Origin of the sequence: Novosphingobium sp. SG919, assembly GCF_012932495.1 — a bacterium.
Lineage (GTDB): Bacteria > Pseudomonadota > Alphaproteobacteria > Sphingomonadales > Sphingomonadaceae > Novosphingobium > Novosphingobium rhizosphaerae.
In genome coordinates, this window is sequence record NZ_JABCNG010000005.1 from 481,410 (window position 1) to 493,246 (window position 11,837).

Annotated in this window: 9 protein-coding genes; 2 read left to right on the forward strand and 7 right to left on the reverse strand. The window is 63.6% G+C overall.

Annotated features, from left to right (window positions below; genetic code table 11):
• From FHT19_RS20065 to FHT19_RS20095, 7 genes are read right to left on the reverse strand one after another with little or no spacing between them, the layout of a single operon-like run.
• Positions 1-543 (reverse strand): OmpA family protein, encoded by a 543-nt coding sequence (locus tag FHT19_RS20065; RefSeq protein WP_248290569.1) that lies wholly within the window; start codon positions 541-543, stop codon positions 1-3.
• A gap of 21 nt (positions 544-564) precedes the next feature.
• Positions 565-1,950 (reverse strand): efflux transporter outer membrane subunit, encoded by a 1,386-nt coding sequence (locus FHT19_RS20070; RefSeq protein WP_169476507.1) that lies wholly within the window; start codon positions 1,948-1,950, stop codon positions 565-567.
• Entirely contained in the window at positions 1,947-3,050 is a 1,104-nt protein-coding gene (locus tag FHT19_RS20075; RefSeq protein ID WP_169476508.1) for an HlyD family secretion protein, read from the reverse strand. The genes FHT19_RS20070 and FHT19_RS20075 overlap by 4 nt, the downstream gene beginning before the upstream one ends.
• Positions 3,047-4,660, reverse strand: coding sequence for an MFS transporter (locus FHT19_RS20080; protein WP_169476509.1), 1,614 nt, complete (start codon positions 4,658-4,660; stop codon positions 3,047-3,049). Before FHT19_RS20080 ends, FHT19_RS20075 begins: the two co-directional genes overlap by 4 nt.
• The gene (locus FHT19_RS20085) at positions 4,657-6,003 is read right to left on the reverse strand and encodes a peroxidase (RefSeq protein WP_169476510.1); all 1,347 of its coding nucleotides are present in this window, start codon (positions 6,001-6,003) and stop codon (positions 4,657-4,659) included. The genes FHT19_RS20080 and FHT19_RS20085 overlap by 4 nt, the downstream gene beginning before the upstream one ends.
• A 2-nt stretch (positions 6,004-6,005) precedes the next feature.
• Complete coding sequence (locus FHT19_RS20090) at positions 6,006-6,521, reverse strand: hypothetical protein (RefSeq protein WP_169476511.1); 516 nt, start codon at positions 6,519-6,521, stop codon at positions 6,006-6,008.
• A 16-nt stretch (positions 6,522-6,537) separates the two neighbouring features.
• Positions 6,538-7,515 (reverse strand): catalase, encoded by a 978-nt coding sequence (locus FHT19_RS20095; RefSeq protein ID WP_169476512.1) that lies wholly within the window; start codon positions 7,513-7,515, stop codon positions 6,538-6,540.
• Between the two features lie 305 nt (positions 7,516-7,820).
• Here FHT19_RS20095 and FHT19_RS20100 point away from each other — a divergent pair, with 305 nt between their 5' ends.
• Both FHT19_RS20100 and FHT19_RS20105 read left to right on the forward strand, forming a co-directional pair.
• Complete coding sequence (locus FHT19_RS20100; protein ID WP_169476513.1) at positions 7,821-10,655, forward strand: winged helix-turn-helix domain-containing protein; 2,835 nt, start codon at positions 7,821-7,823, stop codon at positions 10,653-10,655.
• A 95-nt stretch (positions 10,656-10,750) separates the two neighbouring features.
• Positions 10,751-11,566 (forward strand): hypothetical protein, encoded by an 816-nt coding sequence (locus FHT19_RS20105; RefSeq protein ID WP_169476514.1) that lies wholly within the window; start codon positions 10,751-10,753, stop codon positions 11,564-11,566.
• Positions 11,567-11,837: the final 271 nt, after the last annotated feature.

Consider the following 11,837-nt stretch of genomic DNA (forward strand, 5'->3'; position numbering starts at 1 on the left):
TCAGTCCTTTCGGCTGAGGATCAAGGTTACGCGCTGATTCCTGGCGCGGCCTGCCGCACTGTCATTGGACGCGATCGGCTCGCTGGAGCCTTTGCTCTGTGTAGTGATCCGCGACGTGGAAACACCACCGTCTCGTAACAGGATGGCCAGGGCCTCGGCTCGGTCAAGTCCAAGCGCGCGGTCGGCATCCGCATCGCCAGAAGGATCGGTATGCCCGATGATCGTGACTTTCACCCTGGGGTTGGCGCGGAGCATGGCGACAAGCCGCGAGACGCGACCGAGAGATTCGGGTGTCGGCGTGGCCGTCCGCCCCTCAAACTCCCGCCCGCCGAGTTCGAATGATCTCGCGGCCGGTCCTTCGGCCGCCAGCCAATCGGCGAGTTCGCGCCCGACCGTTCCACGCTCCGCCATCAGCGTGGACCCATCGCGCAGGGCGACCAGCGCGGATCCATCAACCCTGGTGGGAGGCGACGGAGGCGGGTTCGAACAGGACTTCACCGCCATCCCGCCGGTTATGACGAGGGCCAGAAACAGAAGGAACATGAGGAGGCGCGCCATGACGCGTCACTCGCTTGCCGGTGCCGGTTGCCACCCGCCGCCCAGCGCCTGGAAAAGCGAGATCGCCGCAATCAGCCGATCGCTGCGATTCTGGACCAGAGCCAGATCCGCGGACAGCAGGCTTCGTTCGGCATCGAGCTCCTCGAGATAGGGCGAATATCCCTCCTTGTAGCGACGGAAAGCCAGGTTCTGGGTGCGGGCGAGAGCATCGCGCTGACGGGTCAGTGCGCTTGCCTGCTCACCCAATCGCCGAACCGAGGCCATGCCGTCCTCGACCTCACGGAAAGCGGTCAGGGCCGCCCGACGATAGGCGAAGGCTGCCTGATCGCGCCGCGCGGCAGCGCTGTCCGCCTGTGCCTTGATCCGGCCCCCGTTGAAGATGGGCGCGAGGATACTGCTTCCGAGCGAATAGATGGACAGCGGGTCATTGGGCAGGAGCGAGGAGGAGACGAAACCGCCCGATGCGGAGAGGCTGATGTTGGGCATGAAAGCGGCGCGCGCGGCATCCAGAGACCGATCGGCAGCAACAATCTGCTGCTCGGACACCGCCAGATCGGGCCGTCGGCGCAGGATAGCTGCCGGCAACTGCACCGGCACGGTAGGCAGCGCGATCTCATCCAGGCTCTTCCCGCGCACGACCGGCGCCGGCGCGCGGCCGAGAACGATGCTAAGCCCGTTTTCCAGTTTCGCGATCGCCAGTTCGACCGGCGGAATGGCCTGCGCGGTGGCTTCATATTCCGCTTCCGCCTGGGCGAGATCAAGCTGCGACCCGTAGCCCGCCTCGGCTCGCCGGCGGATGAGCTTGAGAGTGCCGCCGCGCGCATCGAGCGTCCGCCTGAGCAGGTCGAGACGTGCATCTGCCGTCCGGAGCTGGACGTACGTGCTGGCGACGGCCGTCACCACAGCAAGCCGCACCGTGTCGTGACTATAGCCGGTCGCGAGCAGGTTGGCGCGGGCGGCGGCAGTGCTGTTCTTCAGCCGGCCGAACAGATCGAGATCGAAGGAGGATTGGAGTTCCCCCTGCCCGGCCCATTGCTTCACGTCGATGCCGAACGGGTTGACGCTTCGCGTTCGACCACCCGACATGGCAGCCTGCAGCACTGGAAGTTGCGCTCCCCGCGCGGCGGCAAGCTGTGCCCGGGCTTCTTCAACCCGTGCCGCCGCTATCTCCAGGTCATCATTATCGCGAAGCGCGTCTCGCACGAGGCCCGTCAGCTCCGGATCGCCGAATTGTGACCACCAAGCCTGATCGATCGACGCGTTTATGCCTTCCCCACTGCTGCGCCATGCCTGCGGCAGGGTAACGGCAGCGCGCGGCGGAATCGCGGGCCGTGGGCCGGCACAGGCGGCGAGGATCAGGAAGCCGGCGACTGCGGCCGAGTGACGAATCATGACGAGGAGCCCGTATCGATCCTGATCTCGACCGACATGCCAGGAAGCAGCCGGCCGACATCATGCTGGCGGGGATCCACCGCGATCCGCACGCCGATCCGCTGCGGGACCTTCACGAAATTGCCGGTCGCATTGTCCTGCTTGAGCACGGCGAACTCCGAGCCTGCGGCTGGCGCAAGGCGCTCGACACGACCGACGAATTTCTCGCCCGCCAGGGCATCGACGGTAAACCTCACGGACTGGCCGGGCCGGATATGTCCGGTCTGGGCTTCCTTCATATTCGCGATGATCCAGCGCTCGGGCGGCACGACCGCGAGAAGCTGTGTGCCATTGGTCACATAGGCCCCTACCCGGATAGCGACCTCGCCGAGCGTCCCGCCTTCTGGTGCGCGGATCACCGTATGGTCGAGATCGATCTCGGCGGCGTGAAGCTGCGCACGCGCGGCCTGGACCTGCGCCTCGAGACCGCCGCGCCCGACATCGACCGTGCGGATGTCCTGACGGCCGATTTCAGTCGAAGCCCTGGATTGACGGACCTGAGCCTGTGCAAGGGCGAGAGCCGCAAGGGTCTGATCGCGTTCGCGCAATGAAATCGAGCCATCGCGCGCGAGGTCATTGGCACGGTCCATATCGGCACGGGCGCGAACGAGTTGCGCCTGCGCGCTGGCAACACCGGCAACCTGACCTTCAAGCCCCGCAGTCCGCGCGGCGCGCGCCTGCGTCGAATTGGCGAGCGCGGCCTCGGCAGCGGCCAGATTGGCGCGGGCCTGCTCGACCCGCGCGCGATAGATGCGATCATCGATCTTCACGAGAATCTGGCCGGGCTTCACCGTCTCATAGTCACGAACCAGGACCTGCATCACATAACCGCTGACCTGCGGCGCGATGACGGTCGTCCGCCCTCGGACATAGGCGTTGTCGGTGCTCTCGCTTCTGGCCGAAAAGGGCGGCAGGCCCCAGGCTGCGAGGACGAGCAGCAGGGCGACGACAACAAGGACACAGGTCACGAAGATCGCCAGCGGACGGCGGCGCGCGGGCTGCCAGTGGCCGGAAGCAGGCGCCTCCTCGGTCTGCTGCGAGGGTTGGGCAGCGGCGGTCAAGCGGGATCTCCCTTGCGGTGGCGTGACATCCAGATGTTCACCATGATGAAGACGGCGGTGGCGAGCGCGAGCACCGCGACGAACCGGAAGGTATCGGTGAAGGCGATGATCGCCGCTTCGCGCGCCATTGCCTGCGCGAGGAGCCCGGCGCCCTGGATCGAGCGCTGCGCGGGGTCGACGAGCGCGCCGGCCAGCGACAAAGCCCCGCCGGAAATCCGGGCAGCGGTCTGCGGGTCGCCCGCCACCATATCGGCCGCCAGGACGTTGGTGGCAGTGCGCGCCCAAATGTTTTGAAGCGTGCCGAGCAGAGCGGATCCCATCAGCCCGCCGACATTCTGGGTGATGCTGAAGGTGACGACGAAGCTCACCAGATGGTCGCCGCCCCGTTGGATCATCCGCAGGAAGCCGTAGAGCAGCGCGGGACCTACGAAGAGCGTGGTGCCGAAGCCGATCATGGCCTGGCTGAGAATGAGTTGGTCGGGGCGTGTCAGGTTGGTCGCGTCGCTGTCGATCCACGCCCCACCCGCGATGATCAGCGCCGCGACAAGGACCTGCCAGGGGAGTCTGCGCTGGGAGAGGGTGAGCGCGGCAGTGATGATGCCCGCGAACATGGCGATCGCGACGATGAAGAACAGGAGCCGCAGTTGGTCGTTGTTGATGCCTCCCAACGTGAGCAGCCCGACCGCGCCATAGGTCTGCTCGGCGAGAGCCAGACGCATAACTAGTGCGACGGCGGCAAAGCGTAATATGCCCCATGTGCCGAGCCACTCGAAATGGACGAGGGGATTCCTGCGGTGGGTTTCGATCAGGAAGGCGGCCGCGAGCAGCGGGATCGCGAGCGCCAGTGCTACGCCTAACCAAGGAGTATCGGTCCACCAGAGCGTGCGCCCCTGCCCCAGCACCTGGCACAGGAGCAAAAGGCCGGTGACGGACAGGAGGATCGTCAGCGCGTCGAGGGGGACGAACGCCTTGCTTCTCTCGCTCGGAGGCAGCGGCAGGAGCAGGATCGCCGCGATCGTGAACAATGCCAGCGCAACCTCGATGGCATGAAGACCCCAGAGGCCGTGTTGCGTGAGCACGTCCACCGGAACCATGCGGGCGAGCGGGGTTCCGATCTGGGGCAGGCCGATGCCGATCACGGCGCCCAGCGGCTTTGCCTTGGGCGGAAACGCCTGCATCAGATAGTAGACGCCGAGAGTGATCATCGCACCGGCGGCAAGGCCGCTGCACGCACGAAGCATGGCCGCACTGACGAAGCTCGAATTGAAAAACTGGAGGGCGCCGACGAGCGCATAGAGCGCCAGCATCGCGCAAGTGGTTTCGGGAATGCCGAACTGGGCGCGGGCTTTGACGAGTGTCAGATTGGCGGTCGCATTCATCGCGACATAGATCGCCGGCAGCGCGGCAGCTTCCGCAGCATAGAGGCCGAGCGGACCCGCGATAACCCCGGTGTTGACCGTCGTGAGTGCGTTCCCGAAAGTCGAAGTCACACCAAGAAAGAGCCCAAACGCGAAATAGGCCAGCCGTCGTCCCAGCGGGTGCGACGGGGAGAAGGGCGAGCCCGCGAACATGGGCCTCTCTTCAGGACGAAAGGCGTGGCCCTCGGTCATGGGGAATTGCCGATCCCGCCCGAGAGGCCGCTGATCCATTGCAGGCTGGAAATGCTGGGAACGAAAACGTGCTCACCGCCGCGCACCACTGTGAAGTCCGGCAGGCCCTTGAGGCGTTTCCGGACAGGTTTGGCAGGGTAGGCGTAATCGTCGGCCAGATCCCTGCGCCCTACGATGGGATCGGAACGCGATCCCTCGCCGACGAAATCGCCATCATTGATCCATTGCGACTGGACGAACTCGAACTGGCGGGCCGGGTCGGCGTTGATGAGCGCAAGCACGATGCCGCGATCTTCGCCATCCTCCTCCATTGCGCCTTCTGGCAGCACGGGACCGTAGGCGGCACCCCGTCGCAAAAGCCTGTGCGTTCGCGCATCCGAGATAGTCCCGTCGAGCGCGTCGCGCGGATTGATCCGGCGGATGTGGCAGCCGACGGGGGTCTTACGACCGTCGGGATCGTCCTGGGTATATTTGAAATCGTTGCGGCGGAGCGGATCCACGACTATGCTGGGATCGTCTTTGTCCGGGGATAGCGCGAGCGGACAGCCGCTGCGCCAGCGGCCCATCATCTTGGCGGCGACCAGTTCCTCACCGTCCGGGGTTTCGGCATTCTCCCGCAGGAAGCGCCGGAAGGCGGCAACATTCTGGCGGATCTTGCGGATCGAGAGGAAGGTGCCGTTGCGCCAGAAAATCTCAGGCCCAGGGCCCGTTGCGATATGGCCGAGCTCGTTTTCGTAACCAAGGACGAACTCACCCGCCTTGGTGACATCCTGTCCCGGCAGCGGTTCCCCACCCTCCCCTTCTATGAAGGGACGGCTCAGGCCATCGACATAACCGAAATGTTCCCGCATCGTCGGGGGAATCCCGACATCGAGATGAGCGAGCAGACGAAGGCCCGGAAGGCCGCGCATCGCTTCATGGCCCAAGGCCAGCTTTGCGGCGCGCGCCTCCTCGCTCTGTCCCATGAGGAATAGACCGAGATGGAAGCCGTTGCCGCCGTGCGGCCAGTCCCAATTGGAGGGGTCTGCATCGCCGACGTCGCCGAGGAAGACGCGTCGCGCAGCCATCCCCTGAACGAATGGAACCGGGAAGCCATCGACAATTTCGGAGGGAACGCCAATGCGGCGTAAACCCTCGGCTGTGAACACGATGTTGATCCAGGCCTGATCCGCAGGCGCATCCCAGTCTTTCGCGGAGGTAACGTGCGGCAACAGGCGCTTCACGCCCTCCCGCGCGGAAACGGCATGATCGACGCGGAACAGCAGATAGGCCCCGTAATAGGGCATGGGACGGTTCCGCAGAACCGTGCCCTGAATCTCCGCAAGGTCGAGCGCGACCGTCATCGTCAGTTAACGGAGTCGAGCAGTTCGGTGAGCGCCGCGCTTTGGCGCTTCAACCGAGCGACGTCTTTCACCGACAGCTCGTAGTGATTGACGTAGAACATCGATGCCGTGACGAGCGAGTCAAGGATCAGCGCTCGCGTTTCGGGTTCACTGGATTTGCCGTAGCCTTCCCAGACACCTTGAAACAGCGCATCGAACCACGGCCCGCCTTCGCGAAGGATGTCCTCGAGATAGGGCTTGAAGTCGCCGTCATATGTAACGGTGACGAGTGCCTGCGTGTTGTCGTTGATGAGGACGATACGCAGCTCATGAACGGTGCCGATGCGCCCTTCATAATAGCGCGATTCCGCCTGGAATTGGGCGATGCGTTCCTGGAACAGGTCGATCGTGCCAGGAATGATCGGCGCAACGGCGGTGACCTCGGCGCGCTTTCCGTAGCGAAGGCCGGGGCCGTCGGGCTGCTGGCGAACCTCAGGGTTGTCCTGAGTGCGTTCATTGGGGGAGAATGTACCGTTCATAGCGGGCTCCTGAGGGTCACGGGTTGGCTGGTTCATTCGCTGCCGCCATGGCGGATCCACGCCGCCATCCTCCGCTGCGGAGTGCGGCCGAGACTTCGTAGACACCGCGGCGAATTTGCAGGATCGGGTCGCCGGTCGCCTCGATGCCATCGACCAGCATGCTGGGGTCGTGGTTCATGACCCGATCGCCGATCTCGTCTTCCGAGGTCTGGCGTTCGACCGTCAGCCGACCGATCGGGACCCTGGTTCGGCCCTCAGGCCACAGGTGGGTCGCGTCGTCGAGGATGTCGCCGGGTTGAGCGAGCTCGATCACGAGATCGAAGGCGACCGTACCTGCTGCGAGGCGTTCGTCCAACTCGTCGAACAGAATCGAAATGTCAGCTGCCGCAAGGTTCTCGGTGGACTGTCCCCGTACCCCGGCGACGGGCTTCCAATGGAAGCGCGCTGGCGTAACCTTGCCCTCGGCACTGACGAGATTGAAAGCGTGGACCGCGTGGAATGCCGTGTGCGCGAAGCTTACCGGTGCCGGGGACTCGGCCCGCATTTTCAGGACGGCTGCCGCATTGGGGTGGTCGGGCAGGATCGCCTTCAGGCCATCGAAGTTCGGTGGTCCGCCGGGCGACAGGGGAGCAGCCGCATCGACGAGCGTGATGAACTGGTCGATCGAGCGGGCGATGAAGAGTTTCTGGCTGAGCATGACGAGGTTGGTCACGCGACCGTCCGGGAGATAGAAGCGGGTCGCCATGCCGACGGTCGCGCTGAAATGGGCCAGGGGGTCGCCTCCACCCTTGGAGAAGCGGACTGTAATCGGGATTTCGTCGCCCTGCAGATGGATGGCGCGTGTATAGGTCGTGGCAGCGGGAAATGCCTGGAAGGTGCCCCGGTAAAAGCGTCCGTCCGCGTGCAGCGTTCGATAGCCCTCATGCTTTCCCAGCACGGCATGGATCTTGGCTATCATCTCGCCTGCGAGGCGATATTGGCTGTTCTGCGTCACGTCTGCCCTCCATGGGACGATGGAGCCTCGGAGTTGGGTGCCGAGCAGAGTGACGTTTAGGAGCAAGAACAGATCGGCCGAAGCGCGCCGAGGTGACCTGCCTGTTAGCGACTTCCACTCACGGACGGGGTCTGGCGCCCAGCTTCGCCCCGGCTAGGGAGGTTCAGATTGGAGCCGGAGCGCCACAAGGAAGCAATAATCAGTGGCGACCATGAGCGTACGCGTGGTTCAATAGCTCCTGTGGGTGAACGCACCCCAAGTGCGAGAGGCACGAGTCGCCATATCCGCCCAACACGGGAGCGCCGATGAGTTACCAGATGCGATTTGGGCCGTTCTGCCTGTTACCCGATAGCGGGTTACTTCTTCGACATGACGAACCGGTGCGGCTCGGAAGCCGGGCGGCCGAGATCCTGGTCCTGTTGGTCAGTAATGCGGGCGATCTCGTCACCAAGGCCGACATCATCGACAAAATCTGGCCCGACACCATTGTCGTGGAGGCAAACCTCTCGGTCCATATGAGCGCCCTGCGCCGCGCCCTCGACGATGACAGCGTCTCAACACCCTATATCGTGACTGTGCCGGGCCGCGGCTATCGTTTCGTGGCTCCCGTGATTGTCGAGAGCAACAGCGCTCCCCATGCCGGAACGGACAGCGATCGGCCGAGCAATCTACCATTGCTCATGACCCGGCTCATCGGCCGGTCCGATATCATCGACTCGCTGCGGTCGAAGCTCCCGACCCAAAGGCTTACCACCATTGTGGGGACCGGAGGCGTGGGCAAGACCGCGCTCGCGCTGAATGTGGCCGAGCAGGAATTGAGCCGGTGGCAGGACGGCGTATGGATCGTGGATTTTGCAGCGCTCACGGATGCCACGCTCGTTCCCTCGGCCGTCGCGACCGTGCTGGGGCTCGAGGTGCGGTCCAGCAACCCCATGCCCGCGATCATTAGCGCGCTGTCGGAGAAGCAGATGCTCCTCCTCTTCGACAATTGCGAGCATGTAATCGAGGCCGTCGCGACGATCGCCTACGGCATCCTGCAATCCGCCCGCTCGGTGTCGATCCTGGCCACCAGCCGGGAGCCGATGACGATCCCAATCGAGACAGTGCTTCGGCTCGAACCGCTTGGCGTGCCGCCTGAACACGAGTTGGTGGGAGCGCGGGAGGCACTGCATTATTCCGCGATTCAGCTCTTGTGCGAGCGCGCAAGGTCTGTCGATGGCGAATTCACGCTCGCCGACGACGATGCGCTCGCCGCATCGCTCATCTGTCGCAAGCTTGGCGGTGTTCCGCTGGCCATCGAATTCGCTTCCGCGCTCGTGCCTATATTCGGGCTTAAAGGGCTCTCGACACGCCTGGATGATCGTCTTCGGCTCTTGTCGGACGGCCATCGTAACGTCCTGCCCAGGCACCGCACCCTGACCGCAGCCCTGGATTGGAGCTACCAGCTTCTCGATCAGCAGGATCAGCGTATATTCCGCCAGCTCGCGGTCTTCAGCGGAGGTTTCACGATCGAGGCAGCCGCTGCCGTCGCGGGCGTCGGCGAGGATACCGTGGTAGCGGAGATCATCGCGCGCCTGGTTCGCAAGTCGCTGGTCACTCCCGATCTGCGCAATTCCCGCCTGCGGTTCCGGCTTCTGGAAACGACACGAGCATTCGCGATCGGAGCGCTCGATCGAGCCGGCGACACATTAGAGGCGAACCGGCGCCACGCCGAATATTTCGCGCGCGCACTGCATGGAGCGGGCGAGTTTGCTCCGGCGAGCGAGAACCATGTCCCGTTTGTGCTCGAACTCGATAACATCCGCGCAGCCTTGCGCTGGGCAACGTCACCGGAGGGCGATATCGCCGTGGCGCTCGCGATCGGCGCCGGTGCACTTCCCATCTGGTTCGGTCTCTCGCTCCTGACCGAATGCGGTACGCGGATGAATGCGCTGATGGAGGGGCTCGATCCCGCCCTGCGGGAGTCACCTTATGGCGCGGCAATCGACATCGCGATCCAGGCCACCGAGATCTTCACGGTAGGCGCGCGCGACACAAGTTATCAGGATTGGACCGAGCGTCAGCAAAGCGCGATGGATCGCGACCAGTTGCTCGAGCGCGTCCGCCTTCTCCTGGGCCGCTGGACCTACAATATCCGGATGCCAGATTATGCGTTGGCCGATCAACAGGCCCGTGAGCTGGAAAGCCTGGCCCTGCTGACCGACATCGCCAATCCGGATGATGTGCCCCTCGCCTTTCTGGTCGATCGCGCACATCTGGGAGCGACAGCATCATGGGCGCGAGGCACGACCGTACATCACATCGGCGATCTCGCCGCGGCGCGCGACTATCTGCAGAAATTCCTGGTCGAGGAAACGCCGGCGATGCGGGCATTCTTCATGACGATCACCGGATTTGATCGGCGATCCGATGTCTACGGGTTGCTGTCGATCGCCAAATGCCTTCAGGGCGACGTCGCCGAGGGACTGGCCGACGCGGAGACCGCCATCACGGAGGCGCGATCGACCAAGAAAGCTTTACCCATCTGTGAGGCACTCCAATGGTCCTGTTTCACCATGCTGCTTATGAATCAGCCGGTGGCGGTAGTGACGCCGCTGGTCGATGAGATGATGAACACCGCGAAGAACCATTCGCTGTTCAGCCATTACGGCGTCGCTTTGTGCCTCAAGGGCTGCCTGGCGGCCGCGTCGGGCCGACATGAGAGCGCGGTGGACCGTCTGAAGGCTGGGCTCTCACAGCTTGAGAGTGCGCATTACGGCCCCTTCGACCCCTTCTTTGTCGGCGTGGTGGCGACCAGTCTTATGACGCTAGGCAGGATCACCGAGGCTCGCGACAGCGTGTCCGAGTTCGAGCAGCGACGTGTGACGCATAACGGCTTCTGCGGCCCCGAATATAGCCGCCGCAAGGCCCTGCTGAGTGTGCTGTCGGGCAATCCGGCCGCGGCGGAGGCAGAACTTCGCGCCGCGCGGGAGGAGGCGGTGCGGCAAGGCGCACAACTTTGGCATCTCAGGGCCGGCTCGGATCTGGCTGCGTTCTACGAGGGGCGTCAACGGACGTCGGAGGCCCGCCAGGCGCGAGATGATCTCGAGAGACTGGTATCGTCGGAGCTTGTTGCGCAGGATATTGCCGTACGATGGTAACAGGCCCGATTTGGAAGTTTTTGGAACAATTAAATCGTCGGAGACGATCGCCCTCGCTTAGCGTGAACGCATGGCTCCAGACCTTGGAGGCGGCGATGAGCGAAAAGTACAAATCCCTTATAAAGGGCCATCTCCACGACCTGCGCACCAGTGCCGCGTTCGCGAAGAGCAACGGCTTGTATTTGTTGCTGGAATATGTCGTCAACGAGACCTTATCCGGACGCGGCGACACTCTCAAAGAGCTTGTGATCGGGGATGCCCTCTACGGCCGATCTTCCCCCTACGATCCCAAGATCGACTCGGCTGTACGCGTGGAAGCCCGCCGGCTCAGGCGAAAGCTGAACGAACATTATCAGGGCCCCGGCAAGCGGGATGCCGTGCGGGTGACCCTTCCGACCGGCGGCTATGTCCCCTCCTTCGAAATCCTTTCCGCGTTCGCACGACCCGAAGCTGCCAATGAAGTCGATGAGGTAGTGAAGGGCCGGACGGTCGATCTTGCGGTCATGCCGTTCCGCGCCTTGTCTGGGTGCGAACGTCAGGACAGGTTCGCCGATGGCCTGACAGACCAGCTCATATTCGCGCTGAGCAAGCGTTCGAGGCTCAAACTCGCGCCGCGAATGATGGTCTTTCAGTATAAGGACCGGCCATACACCGTGCCTGAAGCGGTTCGGGATATGGGAGCCCGGGCGATGCTGTACGGCACATGCCGATCGGTCGGGGACCGGACGAGGGTCACCGTCGAGACATGCGATGAACAAGGCTTCGTGACCTGGTCCACGCAGATAGACCAGGTGACCTCGGACGACCTCGCCCTCCAGGATATCCTGTCCGGCGCGATTATTTCCCGGATGCCGTCCTGGCTTCTCGGTACAATCATCCGTGATCGACCGCTCGTTGCGGTCGTATCCTGAGTAATGACCTGCTCGCCGATCGAACACATGTCTTTGGACGATCGAGCCACTCTCTTCCAGCAATGGCCGGCCGCCCAGGGCGAGAGGATGCAGGCGACCGGCGCGTTGCATCACCGGCTTGTGAGGCGGGCGCAGCACCAGCCGGCGGTCAACCGATGTGTCCGGCGATTTATACTAAGGTGCAATGATCAGAACCCATTTGCCCATTGGCGCATCCCGATGGACATGATCCGCCATGGCTGATCGACGAGCTTGTTCCATGCGAAGCAGC